Raw genomic sequence first — 24,590 nt, 5'->3', positions numbered from 1 at the left:
GTCTTGGGAGACACCATGGGCCTGAACAGCATTTCCGCTATTACTGCCAGCCTCAAAACGGCGGCCGCCACGCAGGCGGTTGCGCCGGCGCGCGCCGCCGCGCCCGGCGCGCTCGACTCCTTCGGGCAAACCATTTCGCACGCGCTGGAAGGGCTGAACAGCACGCAACTCGAGGCCGACAGCGCAATGCAGAAGCTGGCCGCCGGCGAATCGGCGGACATTGCGCAGGTGATGATGACGGCCGAGAAGGCGAACCTCAGCATGCAGTTCGCCGTGGCCGTGCGCAACAAAGTCGTCGAGTCGTACCAAGAAATCATGCGTATGCAGGTCTAGGCTGAACCGTGAACCCGCGACTGCTGCAGATCCAACAAGAGTTCCTCAAGCGCTGGGAGACGATGGAACGCGCCCAGCGCCTGCTCGCCATTGCCATCGTGGTGCTGGCGATCGCGGCGCTGGTCGGCGTGAGCATCTGGTCAGGTATGCCGGACTACGCGGTCGCGTACAGCGGCCTGAGCGAGACCGACGCGGCCGCCATCGTGAAGAAGCTGAAGGAAACCAACGTCCCGTACCAACTGGCCGATGGCGGCGCCACGATCAAGGTACCCAGCGCGCAGGTGTACGAAGTGCGCCTCAGCACCGCCAGCGCCGGGCTGCCGCAGGGCGGCGTGGTGGGCTTCGAACTGTTCAATAATCCCAGCCTGGCGATGACCGACTTCACCCAGCAGTTGAACTACCAGCGCGCCCTGGAAGGCGAGCTGGCACGCACCATCGGCGCCATCGCGGCCGTCGACAGCGCGCGCGTGCACATCGTCATCCCGCAGCCGACGCTGTACGCGCAGGAGAAGAAAACGCCGACCGCCTCGGTCGTGCTCAAGCTCAAGCCCGGCCTGCGGTTGAACGCCGGCCAGGTGCAGGCGATCACCAACCTGATCGCCGGCAGCGTGGAAGGGCTTCGACCCGAGGCGATCACCCTCGTTGACACGCAGGGCAACATGCTGTCCAGTGGCCTGGCGGGCGGCTCGGATGGCGACTTGAAGGTGACTCAGACGCAGTTGGCGGCCCAGCGCGATTATGAGCAGCAGGCGGCGTCTGCGGTGGAGGCGATGCTGGCGCGCGTGCTGGGGCCCAACAAAGCGGTGGTGCGCGTCAGCGCGACCATGGGCTGGGATAAGCTGGAAACCAGCACCGAGTCGTATGCGCCGGCGGGCACGACCGGCAGCATGATCCGCAGCGCGCACGTACTGAGCGAGACTTACGGGGCCGGCGCGGCGCCCGGCGGCATTCCGGGTGTCAGTTCCAATGTGCCGACCTACCAGTCGGTGGTCAGCGGCACGGCCGGCGCCACGGGCTCGCCGTACCAGCGTCTCGAATCCACGACCAACTACGATCTGTCGCGCGTCACGTCGAAGCGCGTGGCGATGCCCGGCAAGGTCGAGCGGTTGTCGGTTTCCGTGATTGTGGACGGCGTGACCGACGCGGCGAAGTTGACCGCGCTCAAGGAATCGATCACGGCGGCCGTCGGCGCCGATGCAACGCGCGGCGACATCGTCAGCGTCAGCAGCGCCGCATTCGACCGCTCGTATTACGACCAGGAAACCAAGAGCATGGACGATGCGCACCAGCAGGAGTTGATCTTCAACATCGGCAAGGCCGTTCTGCTGGGGCTGGCCGCGCTGGGCGTGTTCTTCTTCATGCGCCGCACGTTCATGAGTTTGGCTCCGGCGCGCATGCCGGCGCCCGTGATCATCGAGAAGAGCGACGCGCCGCTGCTGGCGGGCGCCAGCGGCGGCCCCGGCGCAGCCATCAGCGAGCCGGCGTTCAGCGCGGCAGCGCTGAATCCGTCCAACACGCGCCGCGATCAATTGCAGGCGCAGCTCAACCACCTGGCGCGCACGCGTCCGGGAGCGGTAGCCGAAGTCATCGAGCAGTGGCTCAAAGAAGACGCTAAATAGCCGCCGGTTTCCGATCCGGCCCGGGAAGACGCCATGAGTAATGCAGTCAATTCGGCCAAGGTGGAGGTGCGCGGCGCGCAAAAAGCCGCCATTCTCCTGCTCAAGCTGGGCCCCGTCCTTTCGGCTGAAGTCCTGCGGCACTTCGACGAGACGCGCATCGAGCGCATCGCCTCGGAAGTGGCCAACGTCGATTCGGTGGCCAGCTCGATTCACGAGGAGGTTGTGTCCGAGGCCTATGAGCTCGCGGTGAGCACGGAATACATGCTGCGCGGCGGCGAGCAATACGCGCGCGAGATGCTGACGCAGGCGCTCGGTTCGGATCGCGCGGAAGAACTGCTCGAGCGCATCAAGATCACCAAGCGCGGCAACTCGTTCGACTTTCTGTCCGAAGCCGACCCGGCCCAATTGGCCAACTTCCTGAAGGAAGAGCATCCGCAGACGATCGCGCTGATTCTGTCGCACTTGAAGGTGCCGCAGACGGCGAGCATCCTGTCTTACCTGGAACCCGATCTGCAGGCCGGCGTGGCCGCCCGTATCGCTTCCATGGACCGCACCAGCCCGGAAGTGCTGGCGGAAGTCGAACGCGGCCTGAGCCGCCGCATCTCGACGGTGCTGACGGCGGACTACTCGCAGGCGGGCGGCGTGGAATACCTCGTCAAGGTGCTCAATCGCGTTGACCGCACGAATGAGAAGCACATCCTCGAAGCGCTCGACAGCGCCAACCGCCCGCTGGCCGAGGAAGTGCGCAGCAAGATGTTCGTCTTCGAGAACATCACCATGCTCGACGACAAGTCGGTGCAGCGTGTGCTGCGCGAAGTGGATATGAAAGACCTCGCCATCGCGCTCAAGGGCGCCAGTGCACAGGTCAAGACGTTGATCCTGAAGAACATGTCCAAGCGCTCGGCGCAGACGTTACAGGAAGAGATCGAAATGATGGGGCCGGTGCGCCTGCAGACGGTCGAAGAATCGCAGGGCGGCATCGTCAACGTCATCCGGCGCCTGGAGGAGTCCGAGGAGATTATCATCATGCGCGGCGATTCGGGAGAGTTCGTTGTCTAGGGTCGTCAAGGGCGGGCATGTCCACCTGGGCGCACTGCAGGTCGTGCAGCCGGCGTCACCCGCGCCCGTGCGGACGGCGAACCCGCACGCCGCGCCGGCGCCGGACGACCCGCCGCTGCCGAGCCGCGAGGATGTCCTGTGCGCCTATCAGGCCGAGGCCGAGGCGCTGGTACGCGATGCAAAAATGCGCGCCGAATCGCTCATCGCCGCCGCGCGCGCCGAGGGGGACCGGATGCGCCAGGCGGCGGTCGCCGACGGGTTTGCCGAGGGCCACGCGCACGGTTTGGCCGCCGCGCAGGACGAAGCGCGCGCGCAACTGGAAAGCGTGCTGCGCATGGCGGCCTCTGCGGCCGACAGCAAGGCGAAGCTGATCGCGCAGGCCGAGCCGACGATTGTCGAGCTGGCGATTGCCGTGGCCAAGAAGATCCTCGACGAGCAGGTCGAGATCAACCCGCGCGTCGTCGCGCAGATCGCCGCGCGCGCTATCGAGCAGGTGAGCGGGGTCGACCGCATTGTGGTGCGCGTCAACCCGCGGGACGTAGAGCAGTTGCAGGCGGCCTGGCAGGAAGCGCTCAGTTCCAGTTCCGGCGTGCGCAGCTTCGAGATTGTGGCCGACCGGCGCGTCGGTCTCGGCGGCTGCGTGATTGAGACGCCGTTCGGGCGCGTTGACGCGCAAATCGACACGCAACTGAAGAACATCCGCGAAACCTTTAACGGCGCCGCCGACGCAGAAACGCCGGCGCGCTCGTGAGCGGGCGTTGGATGGATCGACCGGCTGAGGACGTTGAACTGCCCGATCTGGCGCGCTATCAGAACCTGCTGCGAACAGTGAACCCGATCCGCAGCCGCGGCGCCGTCACGCAGGTGGTAGGGCTGGTGATCGAGGCGCGCGGCATCAGCGCGCAGATCGGCGAAATGTGCACCATTCTCCACCCCGACAATCAGGGGCAGGTGCATGCCGAGGTGGTCGGGTTCAAGGATGAGCGCACCCTCCTGATGCCGCTGGGCGAAATGCAGGGCATCCAGCCCGGCAGCATTGTCGAGGCCAGCGGCTCCCCGTTCGCGGTGCCGGTCGGCATGAACTTGCTCGGGCGCGTGCTCGACGCGCTGGCGCGGCCGCTCGATCAGGGCGGGCCGGTCGGCAGCGGCCACACCCGCCCCACAGTCAACACCTCCCCGCACGTCCTGCAGCGCCGCCCGATTGACCAGCCGCTGGTGACCGGCGTCCGCGTGATCGATGGACTGACGACGGTCGGCAAGGGGCAGCGCATCGGTATTTTCGCGGGCAGCGGCGTCGGCAAGAGCACCCTGCTGGGCATGCTCGCCCGCCATGTGAAGGCCGATGTCAACGTCATCGCGCTGATCGGCGAGCGTGGCCGCGAGGTGCAGGAGTTTATCAGCCGCGACCTCGGCGCAGACGGATTGCGCCGCTCGGTGATCGTCGTCTCCACCTCGGACCAGCCGGCCCTGCTGCGGCTCAAAGGCGCGTGGACAGCTACCGTCATTGCCGAGTATTTCCGCGACCAGGGACTGGACGTCAACTTCATGATGGACTCGGTCACGCGCTTCGCCATGGCCCAGCGCGAGATCGGCCTCGCGGTCGGCGAGCCGCCTGCCGCTAAAGGCTACACCCCCTCGGTGTTCGCCTTGCTGCCCAAACTGATGGAGCGCGCCGGCACCTCCGAGACGGGCACCATTACCGGCTTTTACACGGTCCTGATGGAGGCCGACGATCTGACCGAGCCGATCACCGACACGGTGCGCAGCATTCTGGATGGGCACCTCACGCTCTCGCGCGACCTGGCCGCCGAACACCATTACCCCGCGGTCGATGTGTTGCACAGCCTCAGCCGTGTCATGCCTGCCATCACCGAGCGCGCACACCAGGATGCGGCCGGCGCCATCCGCGAAATGCTGGCGACATACGATCACGCGAAGGACCTGGTCAACATCGGCGCCTACCGGAATGGCAGTAATCCCCAGATCGACCGCGCACTGAAATTGCTGCCGGTCATTCGGATGTTCCTTCAGCAGCGCGCCGACGAGCACTGCGACTACGAAACGACCACCGACGCCCTGCTAAAAATCGCCGCATAACAAGTAACACAATCCCTCGGACTTTTACGCAAACCTTATACAAGGCACACGGTGCGTTTACTGACGCAAGCGTTGCATCGGGATATAGTAGTCCCGTAAGTAGCAAATCCTATGGCGACCCCACACTTCACATTGCAGCCGGTCCTTTCCGTCAAGGAGAGTTTGCTCGAAGAGTTGCGCTTCGAGTTAGCCAAGCTGTTGCATATCCAGGCCGATGCGGCGACCGTTCTGACGGCGTTGCAGGCCGAGCGCCAGCGCGGCGACGTCGTGTTGGCCGGCGCGCGCCAGCGCGGTGTGCTGCGCCTGGAGGAACTGCGGCGCTACGAAGCATACATCGAGCGCCTGGAGATTGAGATCACCCGCCAGCGGCGCGTGCTGGCCGAATTCGACCGGCAGGTTGATGCCCTGCGCGAGCGCGTGTCCGACGCCTTGAAGGAAGTCAAGGTGCTGGCGCGGTTGAAAGAGCGCGCTGCGGCGGCCCGCCAGCGCGAACTGGCGGTGGCCGACGCCAAGTTCAACGACGATCTCGCCATATCGCAATATTACCGGCGGCGCCACGGCGATGCCACGGTGGAACAGGCAGGCACCTGATGCCCGACCCAATCTTGAATTCACGCACGCTCGATGTCTTGCAGGTCGCCATGCGCGGTCTTTCGTTGCGCCAGCAGGTGATCGGCCAGAACATGGCGAATGTGGATACGCCCGGCTACAAGGCGGCGACCGTATCGTTTGAGGATGAACTCAAACGCGTCGCCGATCCGTCGTCCGCCGAGCTGCGCCTGGTGAGCACCCATGACGCGCACCTGGGACTGGCCGCGCTCGACGACCCGCAGGTCGCCCAGCGCCCGAACCTGACCCTGCGCAACGATGGCAACAGCGTGGACGTCGACAAAGAGATGGTTGAACTGGCCGAAACCTCTCTGCGCTTCCAGTCGCTGGCGCAGCTCGCCAGCAAACAACTGGCTACCTTGCGCGCGGCCATCGCCGAGCGCTGACAACGCGGCATAGTGCACACAGGACCATAGCGAGCGATGGCACTGATCAATTCGACTCTGATGTCCAACCCGGCCCTGCCGGTCATGGATATGGGGCAAGCGAAGACAGGAGAGGATGGCGTATTTCAGGCGCAACTCGCCACGTTGTTGAGCGGCGAGCCGGCCGTGACGCCGCTGCCGGCCACGAGCATCACGCCGGCGCTGTCCGAATGGCTGCGCGGGCTCTCGCTGGCGGGACCGGCGACTTTGCCATCTCCGGCGGCGACCGGCGAACAGGCGCCCGGCACTGTCGTCAATCCGGCGCCGGCCGATCCGATGCCGCGGCCGTCCGATTCGGCCGCTGACGACCCGGCGGCGCTGGCACTGGCCGCCATGCCGTTCCTGTCTCTGGTAAATGTGCCGAAGGCGGCCGTGGTGGCCGACCTATCCGGCGGCATCAATCCGTTGCTGGCGCAGGCCATTGATGCCGTGTCGAGCGGCGGCGCGAACCCCATCGCCGGGCCGAATCTTCCGCCAGCGGCCGGCGCGACCCTGTCCGGTTTGCCGCTGTTTGTCAATAGCAATCTGGGTGCGTCGTTGATTGACACAGCAACACAGAGCGCGGTGCCTGGCAGTGAGCCACCGAATGCGGTTGCTGCGCTGCCTGTAGCCGAGCTGGAAGTGATCGCGCAGCTCAACGCACAGATACCGGTTGCACGGCCTCAGACGGAAGCGGACCGGCGCGTTGAAGCTGGCCTGCCATCGCTTGACGGCGCGTCGCGCACGGTGGCGCCCGTCGCGCCGGAACTCAAAGCGCGGCGGCTGTCGGCCGTCGCCGAAGCGGCCGAGCGACCCGCGCGCGAGTCCGGGGACACCGTGCAAGCTGCCTCGCTGACCGCCGCCGTTACAACATCCGGCATTACAGAGAGTGCGGCGCAGAGCGCGGATGCCGCCCCGCTGTCGCTCGCTTCGCAGGTGGCTGGCGCCGTCTTGCGCGCGGTGGCGCACCGGCCCGCCGAAGTTAGCATCGTGCTTGATCCGCCGTCGCTGGGCAGCCTGCAGGTGAAGGTAATCGCGCACCGCAGCGGGCTGGAAGTGCAGTTGGGCGCGGCGAGCGAAGCCGTGCGCGCCGTGCTGGAGACGCAATTGCCCGCGTTGCGGTCCGCACTCGCCGAGCACGGCATGTCGCAGACCAGTTTCCAGGTGTTCGTCGGCGACCAGCCGCCGCAGTTCGCGCATGGCCGCGCCGGCGCGCAGGGTGGGTCGCCTCACGGGGCGCCGCCGCGCGGCGACGGCCTGCGCGGCATGCCGCCGCCGGACGCCCACATTGTGACCGCGCTCTACCGCGCCGATGGCGCGGTGGACTATCGCGCCTGACAAGCGAGGAACTACTCGTATGCCTACTGTCCATGCAACGACCGGCGTCGCCGCATCCACCCGAACCAACCCGACCAACACCACCGCGGTCAGCGGCGGGATGGGCCTGGGCAAAGATGCCTTCATGAAGTTGCTGCTGGCCCAGTTGCGCTACCAGGACCCGATGCAGCCGAAGGATGACACGCAGTTCATCACGCAACTGGCGCAGTTCAACACGCTGGAGCAGATGCAGTCGATCAACGAGGCGATGCAAGCTATGCGTGTCAGCCAGGAGATGATGCAGGGCAGCAACATGATCGGCAAGCAGGTGCAGGCGATCACCCCCACCGACCAGCAGACGGTCAGCGGCGTGGTGACGGCCGTGAAGCTCGTCGGCGGCCAGGTCATTATCTCGATCGGCGACAAGCACGTGCTGTTGTCGCAGATCGTGTCCGTGCAATCCTGATTACGCAAAGGGGGAGTCATCGGTATGGATTCGTTGGAAGCCGTTGCGCGTGCGCCAGCGATCGGTACGGCGCCGGCGCCATCGGCCGGCGCCCCGGCCAGCCGGCTCGCACCCGGCGTGTTCGCCGAGGCGCTCAAGTTCTCATCGCATGCGCTCAAGCGTCTTGAGCAGCGCGGCATCGAACTGAGCCCGGCCGACGTGGATCGGCTGGAGCAGGCGATGGACAAGGCGCAGGCCAAGGGCGGGCGCGACTCGCTGATCTTGATGGATGATCTCGCACTGATTGTCAGCATCAAAAACCGGACCGTCGTGACCGCGATGGATGCCGGTCGCCAAAAGGAGGGGGTATTCACCAATATCGACAGCGTTGTCATCGGCTAACTGGCTAGAAGACTCAAACGGCATGCTCCCACCGGCCGGACCTCCCGAGGAGGCTTGTGGGGGCGATCACAGATCGCAAACACACTCTTTCGGAGGAAAATCTCATGTTGCGTTCCCTGTCGGCAGCCATATCTGCGCTGCGCAATCACGAAGTCATGATGGACATGGTGGCTAACAATATCTCGAACGTGAACACGACGGCGTTCAAGTCCGGACGTGTGACGTTCCAGGAACTGTTCAGCCAGACGCTGCGCGGCGCCACCGCCCCCTCGGGCGAGCGCGGCGGACTGAACCCGATGCAGGTCGGGCTGGGCATGGCGTTGAGCGGCATCGATACGCTGTTCACGCAGGGCAACCTGCAGGCCACCGACCGGCCGACCGACCTGGCCATTCAGGGCGACGGCTTCTTCCTGTTGAACGCGGGCGGCAATGCCCGCCAGTACACGCGCGACGGCCGCATGGACGTCGACCTGACCGGCAGGCTCGTCAGCTCGAACGTCGGCATGCCACTGCTCGGCTGGATGGCCAACCCGCAGACCGACGTGGTGGATCCGACGCAGCCGCTGACGGCGATCACCCTGCCAATCGGCCAGAGCATGGCGCGCGCTACGACCGCTCTCCAATTGCGTGGTAATATGGATGCGCGTACCGCGGCCGGCGGCGCCTCGACGTTTACGATGAGCGTCTACGACTCGCTTGGCAGCCTGCACAATATCGATGTGACTTTCACGCGCAGTGCCACCAACAACCAGTGGAGCTGGAGCGCGACGACGACCGACCCGGCGATCTCGAATCTGACGCCGGCCGGCACGACCATCGCGTTCGACACGGCGGGCCGCTACGATACGACCAACCCGCCGACCACGCTGGACATCACATACAATAACGGCGCGACGAGCCCGGTCACGCTGAACCTCGACTTTGCCGAGATGACGCAACTGGCGGCCTCAACCGACATCGCCGCCGGCGCGCAGAACGGCACGCCGGCCGGCGCGTTTGACGCGTTCACGGTCGATGCCGACGGACGCGTCGTCGCGACGTTCACCAACGGCCTGAGCCGCACGGTGGGGCAGATCGCGCTGGCGACGTTCGCCAACACGCAGGGGCTTTCGCGCGAGGGGCAGAGCCTGTTCAACGTCTCGCCGAACTCCGGACCCGCGTTCGTCGGCCAGCCCAACGCGTCCGGCTTCGGCCAGATTCAGGGCGGCTTCCTGGAAGGGTCCAATGTGGACCTCGCGCAGCAGTTCACGAACATGATCATCGCGCAGCGCGGTTTCCAGGCCAACAGCCGTATCATAACCGCGTCCGATGAGATGCTGCAGGACCTGGTCAATCTGAAGCGCTAAACGCGCCGGAGCGGCGCGCGGGCGGCTAACCTTCCCCCGCAACTTGCCCGCGCGCCGGTCAGCCCGATGAATGCTTTGCATCTGCGCATGAGTCTGGCGCTGGTTCTGTTCCTTCTGCTGAACGGCGTTTCTGAGACCCGTGCGGAAGGCCCGGCCGGCGGTCTCGCCGCATTCCCCCGCCCGCGGCAGGACAACGGCTGGGGCATACACTGGGCGCCCACGCTCTTCGGCCAGACGCGCGACATCGTCGACTACTTCGTCGGCGAGTCGAAGTCGATGGGCATTAAGTGGGTCAAGTTCCTCAACGGCGACAGCTCCAAAGTCGATCACGAATACCTGGTGCGCCAATTGGTCGCCAACGGCATGATGCCGGTCATGCGCGTCTACAAGCCATTCAACGACCCGTACGAGAACCTCGACGCGTTGGTCCGCTCCGCCGTGCCGATGGGGTTGACGTACATCGAGCTGTACAACGAGCCAAACATCGCCGGCTCGGCGGGCGGCTGGCGCGACGGCGAGGCGATGAGCATCACGCGCCTGGTCGATCTCTGGATCCCGGCCGCCGAAACCGTTATCAGAGCGGGCGGTTATCCCGGCCTACCGAGCCTGGCGCCGGGCGGCGACTATGACGACAACCAGTTCCTGCGCGAGCTGCTGGACGGCATCAAGGCGCGCGGGAAGCAGGACGTGCTGCGGCGTGCGTGGCTGCCGCTGCACAACTATTTTCTGAACCATCCGGTTGATTATCCGGAGGACGAAGTCAACCTGAAAAGCCCGTTGATGACCGTTGCCGAGATCGCGCGCCGGCAGTTGACGCCGGGCAAGGTGGCGTCGATCAACCAGGCGCGGCAGATCTCGCGCCTGCCGCGCTCCAGGGGCGGCTACTACGTGGCCGACACTATCGACGGCGACTCGAACGCGTTCCGCAAATTCGAAGCGTACGAGCACATTTTCTACCAGCGCTTCGGCTACGCCATCCCGATCATCTCGACCGAAGGCGGCGCGGTGGCCGGGGCGGGCGAAGACCCGCGCTATCCGGTGGTCACCGATGACGACGTGGCGCAGGAGACGCTGTACGCCTTTCGGTATATGGTCGAGCGGGCGCCGTCCTATTATTTTGCGTTTACGCCGTGGATGATTGCCGGCGAGGCCGGCGCGCATCGCGACCTGCGCTTCGAAGCCCAGGCCTGGTACCGCGATCGCGAAGGGGATACGCTGCCGGTTGTCAATGTCCTTAAACAAAATGCACGCAGGCCGCAGACGCGCCGCTACACGCCGGAGAACTCGCCGGATACGGTTGATCTGCCGCCTTCAGTCAAACCGCTGCCAACGCCCGGTCCGGCGGCCACCCCAACGCCGGCGTCCCGCCTGCCCGCCGCGCCCGTGGCCCTGGGCGACGAGTCGTACATCGTGCACGCCACCGAGAGTATAAGCATGCGCTGGCTGCGCGCTGACGATGGCGTGGATGTCGCGTTGAACAGCCGCACGACCGCGCCGGTGCGCATAGTCATGTGGCAGAACCGCGTGCCGGCGACCAGCCAGACGGTCGATCTGGCGGCGGGCGAAGTTGTTACCATTCACGTCAACCTCACGGGCACGATCGGCGTTCAGGTGTTCGATGCCACCGACCGGTTGCTGCTGGATTACGGCGCGCTGTCAGGCGTGCCGCCGCCCGCTCGCCGCACAGCGGCGACGTCGGCGCCGGTATCGGCCAGCGGCGCGTACACGGTGACGTGGGACAAGCGCTTGGACGAATTGCAGGTGCAGCTCAAGCAGCCGGCCGTGGCGAAGGGGCAGCATACGTGGCGCGCGACGAAGGTCGAATACCTGGATACCGAAGAATCGCGCGGGCTGCATCACATCTACGTCGAAACGCTTGACGAGCGCGGAGAGCGCGTTCTCGGCCAGGCCGTCTGGGTAACCTGGCCCGGTGGCCAATCGCGGATCGTCACGGAAGACAAGGCGGCGCCCGAATATGCCGCCAATTTCCCGATGTACGGGCCGGTCGGTTCGTATCAGGTCAAGGTGGATGGTTCCAGCGATGTCGTCGATGGTCTGGGCATGGAATCGGGCGGGCGGGCGCATGTCAGCTTCAAGATCGTGTTTCAGCGCATGGTGGGGCGGTGAACAGCCTCCGTCGCGCGATCTGGCTGATCTGCTGTGTGGCGATCTTCGGCGTGCTTACTCCGGCCTGCACGCTGTCGATTAGCCGCGACCCGACCGAACCGGGCACGCCGACCGCGCCTGGCGCGTCCACGGTGGCGCCTGCTATCTTCGCATCGCCATCGCCGCCGCCAACGGCAGCGCCAACCGCGACGCCGATGCCTTCGGCTGCGCCGGCATCGACCGCCACGGTCGCGCCGACCGCGACAAGCACCGCGCCCGCAGCGCCCACGCCGGCGCCGACCAAAACGCCCGCGCCAAGCGCAACAGCCGTTCCGCCCGCTGCAACGGCGACGCCCGGCGGTGCGAGCGCCACGTGGCGCGAGATACAGATCACGCTCGCCACCTACGATTATGCGCGCGCGTTCGTGAAGCCCGGATCGGAAGATCCGGCCTACCCGTACCCGCGGCTAAACTTCGCGCTGGTTGGAACGTTGCCGCAGCCCGTGAACTACCGTGCCATTGTCGTGGAGAACAAGTACACGGCGCTGACGATCTTGCCTGATCTGGGCGGGCGGCTGTATCGCTGGGTGGACAAAACGACCGGCCGGGACGTGCTGTACCGCAATCCGGTCATCAAACCGACGCAGTGGGGTTATCGCGGCTGGTGGCTGGCTGCGGGCGGCATGGAATGGGCGTTCCCGGTCGAGGAACACGGGCTAAACGAGTACCGCCCCTGGACGACGCGCGTCGAATCGGCCGGCGGCAGCGTGTCGGTGATCGTTTCGGATACCGAAAGCCGCACGGGGCTGGACGTGCAGGTCACGCTGACGCTCGACGGCGATCACAACTACGTCAGCATCACGCCGCGCATCAGCAACCCTACGGGGCGCGCCACGCCGTACCAGTTCTGGCTGAACGCGATGCTCGCACCCGGCGGGCGCAATCACGTGTCGGCTCAGACCGAGATCATCTGGCCGCCCGGCCCGGTCGTCGTCCATTCGACCGGCGACAAACGCATGCCGGCCGAGCACCAGACGTTCGAATGGCCACGGGCGGGCGCGGTCGATCTGCGCAGCTACGCCAACTGGCGCGACTACCTCGGCTTGTTTGAGAGCCCGCAGTCGCGCGGCGGCTACATGGGCGTATACGACACGGCGAGCGACAGCGGCGTGGTACGCACGTTCCCACCCGCCATCGCGCGCGGCGCCAAGATCTTCGGGGCGCCCGGCCTGTCACCGACGTTGTGGACCGACGATGATAGCGCCTACCTTGAGCTATGGGGCGGCGTGACGCCGACGTTCTGGGACAGCGATACGCTGCCGCCGCAGGGCGTCGTCAGTTGGACCGAGCGCTGGTATGCCGTGCATGGCGCGGGCGTGTACGCGATGGCCAATGACAATGCCGCGCTCAGCCTCACGGTGCAGGACGGCAAGGCGCTGGTCGGCGTCGCCACCTCGCGGCTGTTCGCCGGGCAGGCGGTCCTGTGGGTGGCGGGCGTCGCGGTACAGCGCTGGCCGGTCATGGTCGGCCCCGACCGTCCGTTCCGCGCGCAGGCGCCGGTCAGTGGCGGCGCCGTAGGTTTGCAGTTCCTGAACGGCGATGGCGCCGTGCTCGCTCAGACGGGCCAGGTCGGATCATGACGACCGCCATGCTCATCGCCCCCGATGGCGCCGGCACGCAACTGCAGCAGGCATTGGAGCAGCGTTTGCGCGAGAGTGACACGCTGCTGGTGGTGGCGCAGACGCTGACGCGCACGCTCGATTCGGGAAAGCTGCTGACGCTGATTGTCGAAGAAGCGGTGCGCACCATCCCGGCGGCGTCGAAGGCGGTTATTCACCTGCTAACGCCGGACGGCGAAGCGCTGGAGCCGCAGGCGACCACGCAGTCGTACGGTACTGGCTTCCGTCCGCATCGCATGCCGATCGACCAGGGCGCCGCGGGCTACGCGGTGCGCAGCCGGGGCGTCGTTCGCGTGGCCGACACGCTCTCGGACCCGCTGTTCCTGCCGACCGGCACCGCCGTGCGCTCGCTGATTGCGGTGCCGCTCATGATCGCCGACGAGGTGATCGGCGTGCTGACGGTGGACAGCGACGCGCCGGACACGTTTGACGCCAACCATGAGCGTCTGCTGGTGCTGTTGTCGCACCAGGCGGCGATCGCGCTCGAAAATGCGCGCGTGATGGATACGCTGGCGCGCCAGAAACGCGAGATCGAAATGGCGGCGGCGCTGCTGGAGCAGCGCGTGCAGGATCGTACCCGCGAGTTGGCGCAGGCGAATGCGGCGCTCGAACACAACCTGACGGAGCTCAAGCAGACGCAGATGCAACTGCTGTACGCCGAAAAGATGGCGGCGGTGGGCGTCCTGGCGGCGGGTGTGGCGCACGAGGTCAACAATCCGCTCGCGTACGTGAAGAGCAACCTCGGTCGCGTCCAGGAATATGTGCATCCGCTGGCGGCAGTGACCCAATCGCTGGTCGCGCAGGCCGACATGCTGATGCGCAGCAGCGATCCGGACGTGCGCGCCTTTGCCGTCGACGTGCTGGGCCAGTTGGAGTATCTGGATATCGACTTCATCCTGTCGAACATCGACCACACGGCGCAGGCCTGCCACAGCGGCGTGCAGCGCATCGCGCATATTGTGGCCGATCTGCTGAACTTTTCGCGCCTGTCCGACGCTGCCGATGCCGTCGCCGACGTGCAGCGGCAGTTGGACCATGTGCTGCGCATCGCCGCCGGCGAGCTGGAGCTGGGCGGGCGCATCACCATTCGCCAGGCGCACGCCAGCGCGCCGCTGCTCGCGCGCTGCAGTCCGGTGCAGCTGAACATGGTGCTCATGAACCTGCTGGTCAATGCGGCGCAAGCGATAGAAAATCGCGGCGCCATTACGATCACCACAGGGATGCATGGCGATCAGGTTACGATCGCGATCAGCGACACGGGGCGCGGCATCCCGCCGGACGACCTGCCGCGCATATTCGACCCGTTCTTCACGACCAAAGTGCCAGGACAAGGTACCGGCCTCGGCTTGAGCGTCAGCTACGAGATAGTCAAGAAATTCGGCGGCCGTATCGATGTCAGCACACAAGTCGGAGTGGGCGCCACGTTTACCGTCACCTTGCCCGCCGCCCCGACGGGCGCGAATGGAAGTCAATTGCGATGAGCACTCCGGTCGTTCTGATCGTCGACGACGAAGACGAGATCCTGAACACGCTGATGCGCTTGTTCCACAACGATAGCTGGCAGGTATTGACGGCGCCCAGTGGCGCCGCGGCGCTGGCGATTCTGGAGCAGCAGGCGGTCTGGGTCGCCGTGGTGGATGAGCGCATGCCGGGCCTGAGCGGCACCGAGCTCCTGCGTCAGATGCGCGCGCGCTATCCGGCGACGGTGCGCATCCTGCTGACCGGTTTCGGCGATGTGCGGGTGGCGGTGACAGCGATCAATGAAAGTCAGATCTTCCAGTACGTGGCCAAGCCCTGGGATGATGACGGCCTGCGCGCCCTGGTGCGCACGGCGATCGAGCATTATCAACTCGTGCAGGAGAACCAGCGCCTGCAGCAGGTCACGCAGGCGCAGAACGCCGAACTGCGGGCGTGGAACCAGGAACTGGAACAGCGGGTCGCGGCGCGCACGGCGGAAATCGACGCCAAGAACCGGCAGTTGCAGGACACATTTGTCAGCATCATCGAAATGCTGCAGGCATTCATCGAATTGCGCGGCGCCGATGCCAAAGGGCACGGTCGGCGCGTCTCACGGGCGGCGCGCTATGTGGCTACGGCGCTTGGCCTCGATGCCCCGAGCGTGCGCCAGATCGAAATTGCCGCGATGCTGCACGACCTTGGCAAATTGGGTCTGCCGGAGCGCGTGCTCGAGCAGGAGCGCGCGCGCATGAGCCGCGACGACTTCGCCGTGTTCAGCCGCTACCCGATCCTCGGCTATGTGACGCTGCGCACGATCGGTGAGTTAGGCGAAGTCTCCCTGCTGGTGCGGCACCATCGCGAGTTGCTCAACGGCACCGGGTTCCCGGACCGCCTGCGCGGCGACTCGATTCCGCTCGGTTCGCGCATCATACTCGTGGCCGACGAGTTCGATGAGAAGCATAGCCGCCTGAACCTGGAGCGCGAGATCGGTACACTCTACGATCCGCGCGTGGTGGCGGAGTTCTTCCGCTACCTGGACAGCCCGGACGCCGAGCGCACCGGACCGATCGAGCGCGGCATCCGCGTGCGCCAGCTGCGCGAGGGCATGGTGCTGACACGCGATCTCTATACACGCCGCGGCCTGCTGCTGGCCACGCGCGGCAAAATCATCGACCGTTCCATCGCCGACAAAGTGGAGAACTTCCACCAGGTGGAACCGATCAACGAGCCGATCTTCGTGCAGGAATGGGAGCCGACATAATGCGCCGGTGTGTACCATCCCTGGTCGGGCTGGTATTGCTTGTGTGCCTGGCGCTGCCGCTGGCCGGCTGCTCGTTTGTTGTGACGCGCGCGCTCGGCGAAGCCGGGCCCGGCGCAACCCCCGCAGAGGGCGAGTCCGACCTGCCCAGCCTCGATGCCACACCGGCGCATAAGCCCCCCGAAGGCGAGGCCAGCGCCGGGTATGAAGCCACGCCGGCCCACGAAGCTACTCCGGGCTACGTGTCTGCGCCGACCGTTCCGGCTCCGACAGCGACGAAGACGCCAACCCGCGCTCCGTCGCCGACACCGCTGACCTATTACATCGTAGTGCCGGGCGATACACTGGCATCGATTGCCGCCAAGTTCCATGTCGGCCTGGCGGCGCTGACTCTGGTGAACAACCTGGAAAACGAGACGCAGATCTGGGTGGGGCAAAAGCTGATGATACCCACCGGCCCGACGCTGACGCCCGTGCCCGGTGCGAGACTGCCGACGGCGACGCCCACGGTCCGCCCCGTGGTTCCGCCGGGACCACCCGCGCCGACCGCCGACCCGTATCCGTCGCCGACGGCGACACCGCTGCCCACCGATACTGCTGCGCCGGCTGCGACCAGCACGCCAACGGTGACGCCGACGGCGACTGCTGCGCCGACCGACACACCAGCGGCGACACCGGCGACCGCCGAGACCGTGCGACCGACGTACACGCCGTACCCGACTTACACACCCTACCCGACGCAACCGCCGCCGGCCACCAGCACGCCGACCCGGCTGCCGACCTACACGCCGTATCCGACTTACACGCCGTACCCAACGTACACGGCGGTGCCCACGCCGACGGCGACCTATGTGAAATGAACGCCCATCGTCATGGCCGGGCCTCGCGCCTGGTCTTCGTCGTCGCAAGCAGCATCGGCCTCTGGTGTCTGAGCCTGGCGTGGCTGACGTCGGTTGCGCTTGGCGCCAGCCTGGTCATCTCCAAGGGCGCGTCGGCCTCGACGGTGGTCGCGGGCCAACTCGTCACCTATACGCTGCAACTGGCATACAACGGCAGCGGCGCACTGATCGTGGACGTGACCGATACGGTGCCGTCCGGCAGTGATTTCTGGACGTGCGTCAACTGCACCGGCTACCCGCTCAACGGCGCGGTGGTCTGGCACGTTATCGGTCTGACGACCGATGCGCCGGTGGAATTGCAGTTCACGGTGCGCGCGAAGGTGGCCGGGCTGCTGCGTAACAGCGCCTATTCGGCGGTCTCGGCCGGCTACGTGGCGATCGGTCCGCCGGTCGATGTGACCGTCTCTCCTGGAGCGCCCTCCAGTGTTGCGATTGTCGCGCCGTCCTCGCTGGTCGTCGGCTCGGCAACCGTCATCTCGGCCACGGTGCGCGACGTGTACAACAACGCCGTCGCGGACGGCACACTGGTCGCATTCAGCGCCGACCACGGGTTATTCGGCGGTGCGCCAGTGTTGACGACCACGACGAGCGGCGGTGTGGCCGTGGCTGCGTACAGCGCCGTGACGGTCCCGCTGACCTCGCTGATTGCGGTGACTGCCGGTTCGGCCGGCTCCACCGCCAGTCTTGCGACCGTCCCGTCCGTGCCGACCAGCGTCGCGATCACGGCACTGCCCGCCAGCGTGCTGGCGAACGGCTCGGCCACTGCTGCGCTTACCGTCACGGTTCGTGACGTGTATGGCAACGGCGTGGCCGACAACACACCGGTGGCCGTCACCACCACGATTGGCACGCTGGGCACCGGCTTTTCGACCATCGCGGGTGTCACGAATCGCGGCAACTATGTGACCTTCGTCAAGTCGATTCGCGCGGGTCTGGCGGTGTTGACGGCCGCCTCCGCCGGCATTACCAGCACGACCAGCGTCGGCTTCTATGCCGGACCGGCGGTCCGGCTGGGTGTCTCGGCCAATCCGGCGCAGATCACGGCGGACAGCGCGAGCAGCAGCGAGATTGTGGCCCGTGCATACGATGTGCTGGACAATATCACGGAAAACCAGGGCTTGACGATCACCGTCGCTGCGAACGGCGGTGTCTTTGTCGCCACGGGCACAACCATGCAGACGCTGGCGGCGCCGGCCGGCGCGGTCACCGCGACGCTGCGCGCGGACACACAGGCGCGTACGGTCACGGTCACAGCCTCCGCGAATGGCCTGCCGGCGGCAGTCGGCCAAGTCGTGTTTGCGTCAGGGCCTGCCGATTACGGCACGCTGGCGGCGGTTCCACCGAAGATCATCGCCGATGGCGCGACGACCGCGGCCGTGACGCTCAACCTGTACGACTTCTTTGGCAACGTCGTGTCGGGCACGGTACCCGTGACATTGACGACTACTGCGGGTTCCATCAGCCCGATGCTGGGCAGTTCCGCCAATGGCCGCCTGGTCGCCGTGTTGACGTCGGGCACGCAACTGACGACCGCCGTGGTCTCGGTCGCCGTCGCCGGCATCGCTGCGCCGATCACCATTGCGGTGCCCTATGTTATCGGCCCGCCGGCAGCCGGCGCGTACGTGATCGCGCCGGGCGCGACGCTGACGGTCAGCACGCTGGCGCGGCCGGTCTCGGCCACGCTGACGATCAGCTTGACCAACCGTCTGGGTCAGCCGCTGACGGCGGGCGAGATCGTATCGATCAGCGACACACTCGGCAACTTCTTTGTCAACGGCACGACCAGCGCGAGCGGTGTCATTACGGTGTCGTTTGTACCGCTGCATGCCGGCACGGACCTGATCATGGTGGCCGGAATGATCACGGCGACCGGCCCAGCACTTGCGTTCCTGCCCGGCCCGCTCATCGGCCTGGTCATCTCGCCGACCGTGGCGACCGCCGCCGCCAGTGTGCCGGTGCCGTTCAGCCTGAGCGGTCGCGACGAGAACAGTAATACCGTCGGCGGCCTATCGCCAATCTGGAGCACGGTACCGATCAGCACGAATCGGGGCAGCATCGATGCGGCGGGTGTGTTTACCGGCGGCAAAGTTGGCGCCCTGTCGGTGCAGGGGCAGGTGGGCCTGTTCACACAAACCGCCGCCGTGACGGTGGTGCCGGGGCCGGTGTTCCGCGCGGTCGTGCAAGCCGCGCCCACCGTCATCGCGTCCGACGGTGTGCAGGCGGCCACACTCGTTTTCAATCTGTATGACGCCTACGACAATGTGCCGTCCGACGGCCAGCCGATGACGGCGACCGCCACACTCGGCGTCGTGGGCGGCACCGGCAACAGCGTCGGCGGCCGCGTGTTCCGGTTCTTCACCTCACTGGCATCGGGCGTCGCGCAACTTGGCGTACTCGGGCTGGACAGCCTGCATGTGACGGGCGCGACCACGATCACGGTGCAGCCGGGCGCGCCGGCGCGCGCCGTCGTGACCGCGACCACGCAGTTCATCTCGCCAACCAAGTCGATTCCGGCCAACGGCACGGCGACGGCTGCGCTAACGGTGCAAGTGCGCGATGTCAACCGCAACGCGGTGGTCGCCGGCCAGAGCGTGCGATTCACGACGTCACTGGGCACGCTGGACAACTCGATGTACACGACGGATGGCAATGGCTTGTTCACGGCGACGCTGAGCGCGGCGACGATCAGTGGCACGGCCAGCTTTACGGCCACCTGGAGCAACAACCCGTTGACGTTGACGGGCGACAGCGTGGCGTTCGTGGTGGGCAACCTGACGCATGTTGTGATGCAGCCGCGCGACACGCTGACGGCCACCGCCGGGGCGCCGGTCACGTTCACGGCGCGCGGCCTGGACGCGTACGACGCGCAGGTGCCGAACCTCGCCTTTGACTGGACGCGCTACAATCTGGACGGCAGCGGGGCGATCGACGCGCGCGGCGTCTTTACACCCGTGCGCTCCGGCTCGGTGTTTGTGCAGGCGCATGCCAGTGATGGGCAGGGCGAAGCCTACGATTCCGCCGTGGTGCTCATCTTGCCGGCGCCGGCCGCCAGCGCCAGCCTGTCTGCCACGCCGGCCCAGATCCCTGCCGATGGCGCGTCGACGGCGTTCCTCGATATTGCCGCCAGCGACGCGTACGGCAATCCGGCGTCCTACCATACGTTCACGCTGATCCCGACGCTTGGCTCACTACCGACGCCGGCGACGGCCGATGGCGCAGGGCATGCGGGGGTGACGTATACCGCGGGCACGGCGACCGGCTCTGCGACGCTCTTCCTGCGTGACGGCGTTGGCGCGGTGCTGACCGTCGCCGGCTCGATTGAACTGGTGCCGGGGCCGGCCGTCTCCGGCACGCTGAGCGCGGCGTTCGATCTGCCTGCCGACGGCGCCAGCCAGTCGGTCATCACGCTCACGCTGCGCGATGCGTTCGGCAACGCCGTTGGCGCCGGCCAGACGCTGCCGGTGTCAACCACGTCGGCGCTCATCGCCATCGGCTCGCACGGCGTGACCTATCCGGACGGTTCCTTCACGTTTACCGTGCGGTCGATCTCAACCACGCTCGCGCCGCCGTACGAATGGGCTGACGTGTGGATCAACGGCAGCCTGTCCAGTGCGCAGGCCGTGCGCCTCGTGCCGGGACCGGTCGCCCAGTTCGTCGCGATTGCGCTCACCACGACGCTCGCGGCCGGCGGCGATAGCACGCTGGTCCGGTTTGATTTGAATGACGCGTTCGGGCACCCGGTACTGGACGGCGCACCGTTCACGCCAACGCTCTCAAGCCCGCTCGCCGCGTTTCTGACCAGCGGCACCACGGTCGGCGGCGCGGTCACGCGCACGCTGGCCTCCGGCGATCTGGTTGGCACGCTCTGGATCAGCATGAGCGGCGTGCTGACCGCATCCGGCGACCTGACCTATACCATTGTGCCGGCGGCGCCCTCGCGCATCGTGATCGCATCGACGCCGCCCACGCCGACCGTCGGCACGGTAGCCGTGGTGACTGGCACAATCCGCGACGCATACGGCAACCATATCACGTCACCCGTACCGGTGACGGTCACCGCGCTGTTCGGCGCGTTTCTGCCCACGGGCGGTTCGCAGATTTACCTGACGGCGCAGGGCGGCTACCTGACGGTCTCGCTGACCTCCACGGTGGCCTATACCGAGTTGCTCAGTTTCAACGGCCCGCAAGGCGAGATCTTTGTCTTGCCGGCCTCGCAGCCGCCAGTGTACCAGCCGGCCGGTTTGGCCGCGGTGTCGCTATCGCCGTCGGGATGGGCAACGGTCACGGCGGGCATAACCTCGACCGTCACCGCGCGCGGCTATGATCGCTTCGGCAACATCATCCCCGGCATGGCGTTCAGCTGGACACAATCCGCGTCGCCGGGACAGCCCGGCTATGTGACGCTTCCGCTCACGGGCTCGGCGGCGGCGCTGCTGCCGCGCATCATCGGCGGCAACCGGATCACGGCGACGGAGGGCGTCACGGCTTCGGCGCCGCTATCGCTGACGATAATTCCAGGCGCGCCGGCTGCCGCCGGCATTCTGATTTCGCCTCCGCTGATCCGCGCCGACGGCACAGGCACGGCCGACGTCTATCTGTCGGACATCGTGGACACGCAGGGCAATCGCGCGGCCGACGGCGAGCCGCTAACCGTTACGCTGACGACGCCGACGCCGGTCTATGCCTACGGTGTATCGCTCACCGCGAACGCCGACATCATCGTTACCTCAACCACGGAGGCGGGCGCCTACCCGGTCCGGGTCGCGGGCGTGGCGGGCAACCTCGCGCTGACCGGCACGGCGTCGCTGATCCTCGCACCGGGCATGGTCGGGCAGGCGACAGTCACGGCATCGCCGGCGTCGATGCGCGCGGATGGCCTTTCGGCCGCCACGCTGATTGTGACCATGCGCGACCGGTTCGGCAATCTGATCGCCGACGGCCTGCCGGTGTTCATCACGAGCACGCTGGGCACGCTCAGCGCCTTCACGCCCAGCGCCAACGGCACGGTCACCTGCACGTTCACGGCCGGCTTCACGGCCGGGCTGGTGACGATCTACGCCGATGGCGTGGCGGCGACGCCGCCCAACGTCATCACCCTGCGCCCCGGCCCAGCCGCACAAGCGAGCGTGGCGGCGGCCTCGCCGTCGTTGGTCGCCGACGGCGCATCGCGCACGACCCTGACGGTCACGGTCATGGACGTGTACGGCAATGCGCTCGAGGATGGCAATGCGGTGGCCGTGACGACCACGCTCGGCTCGATTACCGGTTCGATGCTCACAAAAGGCGGCAGCATCACGCGCACGCTTACGGCGCCGCTGGTGCTGGGCACCGCCCGCTTCTATGTGGACGGCTTCCTGGCGCACGGCGACAGCGTGGCGTTTGTGCCGGGGCCGGCCGTGCGCGGCACCGTCGCGCCCGCGCCGCGCACCGTGACCGCGGATGGCGTTGCCGGCTCGACTGTGCGCATCGCTCTGTTCGATGCCTGGGGACACGCGGTGGCCGACGGCAATGCGCCGGTGGTCACGACCACGCTCGGCACCCTGTCGCCGCCCGCCGGCGCGGCCACGACCGGCGGCGTGCTCACCTACACGCTAAGCTCGACGGCCATCGGCCGCGCCACGCTGTACGCAAACGCCTTTGTGCTCACGCCGACGGCCGTCGTAACCTTCACGCCAGGGCCGGCGCACCACATCACCGTCACGCCCTCCGGGCCATTGACGCTCACGGCGGGCCTCTCGACGACGTTCCGCGCCGATCTGTGGGATCGATTCGACAACCCGATCACCGGCGTCAACTTCATCTGGCGCACGGCGCTGGGACCGGGGCAGGGCCTGATTGACAATAGCGGCGTGTTCACCGGCACGCGCGCGGGTTACATGGCCGTGATCGCGGCCGGCGCGGGTGTGACGAGCACGTACAATGAAATCTACGTCCTGCCGGGTGCGATTGCCAGGGCTTCGGTCTCGGCTGAGACGACGTGGTTGCAGTCGTACATCGGCAATGAAACGGTGATCTCGGTAACGCTGCGCGACGCGTACGACAATCTGGTGGACGACGGCGCGAATGCCGGGGTCAGCGTAAACCGCGGCTACGTGTACGGCACAGGCCCGTCGGCGGGCGGCGTTATCACGCGCATGCTCGGCGCGGACACCACCATTGGCGGCGTGCTGGTCTGGGCCAATGGCATTACGGCCACGCCGGCGCCCGTGCTCTGGCTGGTGCCCGGCCCGGCCGTCAGCGCGACGGTTGAGGCGCGCCCGCCGGTCATCGTGGCCGACGGCGTCAGCACGTCCACGCTCTTCATCACCCTGCGCGATTCGCTCGGCCGGCGCGTGCGCGATGGCACGCAACCGGCCGTCACGGCGACGCTGGGCGCGCTATCGGGCGGTCCGCCTACGATTGACGGTGTCGTCACGCGAACGCTCACGGCCGGTTTTGATGTCGGGATTGCACACGTCAACGTGCCCGGTGTGGCGACCTCAGGCGACCTGGTGCAGTTCCTGCCCGCCGGGGCGCCGGCGCTGGCGCAGTGGATCGTATTGCCGGCGCGCATTCCCGCCGATAACATCAGCACGGCGGCGTTTACCGTCACCATCACTGATGCATCGGGCCACCGGGTTTCGGACGGCACGCTTGTGTACCTGACGACAACGCTGGGCATATTTGAATCGGGCGGCGCGAGCGGCTGGTTCACGGCGACGTCCGGCCAGGTGACGGGCACGCTGCACGCCGAACTGCAGCCGGGCAACGCCCGGATCGGCGCGTCGGGTGTTCAGCCGGCGACGCAAGTGGAACTGCGCCCGGTCGTGGATAATGACGGCTTCGATAGCGGCTCCACGTCGCCCTGGGTCGTCGGCTCGACCACGGCAGCGCTCAGCAGCACGCTCTCGGTGGGCGATCGCTTCGCCATACCGCGCAGCGGCACGCGCTTCCTCCTGCTCGGCACGCCCAGTATCTCGAACACCGGTCACGCAACCGGCACGGCCTGGGCCTATCAAACCGTGCGGGTGCCGGTCGGCGCGCCCGTGCTGCTGACGCTCTGGTATCGCATGTTCACTTTTGATGTGCTACATGGCTGCCGCATCGCGTTATGGGATAGCACGGATGTCAGCGTGCGGACGGCGGACGGCATGGAACTAGCGCTGGTCGCGCGCGATGGCTACACAGACGCGGCCTGCGGCAGCTACGTACCCGCGCTGCACGACCTGGGCTGGCGCAAGGCCGCCTACGACATGACGCCATATGCCGGGCAGACGATCCAGATCTACGTCGGCCTGTCGAACCGCAACCAACCGGTGGATGATTCGTGGGTCTATGTCGACGACGTGTCGATCACGCCGGGTGTGATGCCTCCGGTGTACCGTACCTACATACCGATGATCGTGCGGTAGACGGGTGCGATTGCGAAAAAACAACCGGGGCCTCGCAAGGCTCCGGTCTTCCATTTGATTTCATACTGTTTCGACGTGAGCATCTCGGCATCGGACAGCTATGGTAATCTGCGATGTGATAGTGGTCTTCGCCCTCCCCCCGACCCCCTCCCAGCTTTGCTGGGAGGG

Annotated in this window: 17 protein-coding genes; all 17 read left to right on the top strand. The window is 66.6% G+C overall.

The features are described from left to right. Positions 1–15 precede the first annotated feature (15 nt). Entirely contained in the window at positions 16–333 is a 318-nt protein-coding gene (fliE, locus tag HZB53_13885; GenBank protein MBI5878736.1) for a flagellar hook-basal body complex protein FliE, read from the top strand. A gap of 8 nt (positions 334–341) precedes the next feature. Beyond that, complete coding sequence (fliF, locus tag HZB53_13880) at positions 342–1,952, top strand: flagellar M-ring protein FliF (protein ID MBI5878735.1); 1,611 nt, start codon at positions 342–344, stop codon at positions 1,950–1,952. 33 nt (positions 1,953–1,985) lie between these two features. Next, entirely contained in the window at positions 1,986–3,011 is a 1,026-nt protein-coding gene (gene fliG, locus HZB53_13875) for a flagellar motor switch protein FliG (GenBank protein MBI5878734.1), read from the top strand. Further along, positions 3,004–3,762, top strand: coding sequence for a hypothetical protein (locus HZB53_13870; GenBank protein MBI5878733.1), 759 nt, complete (start codon positions 3,004–3,006; stop codon positions 3,760–3,762). The genes fliG and HZB53_13870 overlap by 8 nt, the downstream gene beginning before the upstream one ends. Before the next feature lie 11 nt (positions 3,763–3,773). Next, positions 3,774–5,108 carry a FliI/YscN family ATPase gene (locus HZB53_13865; protein MBI5878732.1) on the top strand — a complete coding sequence of 445 codons (1,335 nt, stop codon included), beginning with the start codon at positions 3,774–3,776 and terminating at the stop codon, positions 5,106–5,108. A 111-nt stretch (positions 5,109–5,219) separates the two neighbouring features. Then, complete coding sequence (gene fliJ / locus HZB53_13860) at positions 5,220–5,699, top strand: flagellar export protein FliJ (GenBank protein ID MBI5878731.1); 480 nt, start codon at positions 5,220–5,222, stop codon at positions 5,697–5,699. Next, on the top strand, positions 5,699–6,103 hold the full coding sequence (flgB, locus tag HZB53_13855) for a flagellar basal body rod protein FlgB (GenBank protein MBI5878730.1): 405 nt from the start codon (positions 5,699–5,701) through the stop codon (positions 6,101–6,103). Before fliJ ends, flgB begins: the two co-directional genes overlap by 1 nt. 36 nt (positions 6,104–6,139) lie before the next feature. Continuing rightward, positions 6,140–7,459 (top strand): flagellar hook-length control protein FliK, encoded by a 1,320-nt coding sequence (locus HZB53_13850; GenBank protein MBI5878729.1) that lies wholly within the window; start codon positions 6,140–6,142, stop codon positions 7,457–7,459. Between the two features lie 19 nt (positions 7,460–7,478). Further along, positions 7,479–7,904, top strand: a complete 426-nt coding sequence (locus HZB53_13845; protein MBI5878728.1) for a hypothetical protein — start codon at positions 7,479–7,481, stop codon at positions 7,902–7,904. Between the two features lie 24 nt (positions 7,905–7,928). Beyond that, complete coding sequence (locus HZB53_13840; protein MBI5878727.1) at positions 7,929–8,285, top strand: flagellar biosynthesis protein; 357 nt, start codon at positions 7,929–7,931, stop codon at positions 8,283–8,285. Positions 8,286–8,389: 104 nt separating this feature from the next. Further along, positions 8,390–9,631 carry a flagellar hook protein FlgE gene (locus tag HZB53_13835; GenBank protein MBI5878726.1) on the top strand — a complete coding sequence of 414 codons (1,242 nt, stop codon included), beginning with the start codon at positions 8,390–8,392 and terminating at the stop codon, positions 9,629–9,631. Between the two features lie 66 nt (positions 9,632–9,697). Beyond that, positions 9,698–11,758, top strand: coding sequence for a hypothetical protein (locus HZB53_13830; protein ID MBI5878725.1), 2,061 nt, complete (start codon positions 9,698–9,700; stop codon positions 11,756–11,758). After that, positions 11,755–13,377: a DUF5107 domain-containing protein gene (locus HZB53_13825; GenBank protein ID MBI5878724.1), complete on the top strand. Its 1,623-nt coding sequence runs from the start codon at positions 11,755–11,757 to the stop codon at positions 13,375–13,377. Before HZB53_13830 ends, HZB53_13825 begins: the two co-directional genes overlap by 4 nt. After that, on the top strand, positions 13,374–14,897 hold the full coding sequence (locus HZB53_13820) for a GAF domain-containing protein (protein ID MBI5878723.1): 1,524 nt from the start codon (positions 13,374–13,376) through the stop codon (positions 14,895–14,897). Before HZB53_13825 ends, HZB53_13820 begins: the two co-directional genes overlap by 4 nt. Next, positions 14,894–16,135, top strand: coding sequence for a response regulator (locus HZB53_13815; GenBank protein MBI5878722.1), 1,242 nt, complete (start codon positions 14,894–14,896; stop codon positions 16,133–16,135). Before HZB53_13820 ends, HZB53_13815 begins: the two co-directional genes overlap by 4 nt. Then, positions 16,135–16,992: a LysM peptidoglycan-binding domain-containing protein gene (locus HZB53_13810; protein ID MBI5878721.1), complete on the top strand. Its 858-nt coding sequence runs from the start codon at positions 16,135–16,137 to the stop codon at positions 16,990–16,992. Before HZB53_13815 ends, HZB53_13810 begins: the two co-directional genes overlap by 1 nt. Beyond that, positions 16,989–24,422 carry a hypothetical protein gene (locus tag HZB53_13805; protein ID MBI5878720.1) on the top strand — a complete coding sequence of 2,478 codons (7,434 nt, stop codon included), beginning with the start codon at positions 16,989–16,991 and terminating at the stop codon, positions 24,420–24,422. The genes HZB53_13810 and HZB53_13805 overlap by 4 nt, the downstream gene beginning before the upstream one ends. Positions 24,423–24,590: the final 168 nt, after the last annotated feature.

Source organism: Chloroflexota bacterium (genome assembly GCA_016235055.1).
Classification (GTDB): domain Bacteria; phylum Chloroflexota; class Anaerolineae; order JACRMK01; family JACRMK01; genus JACRMK01.
Note: the sequence above shows the minus strand (reverse complement) of the source record. Positions and strands in the feature narration are given on the sequence as shown.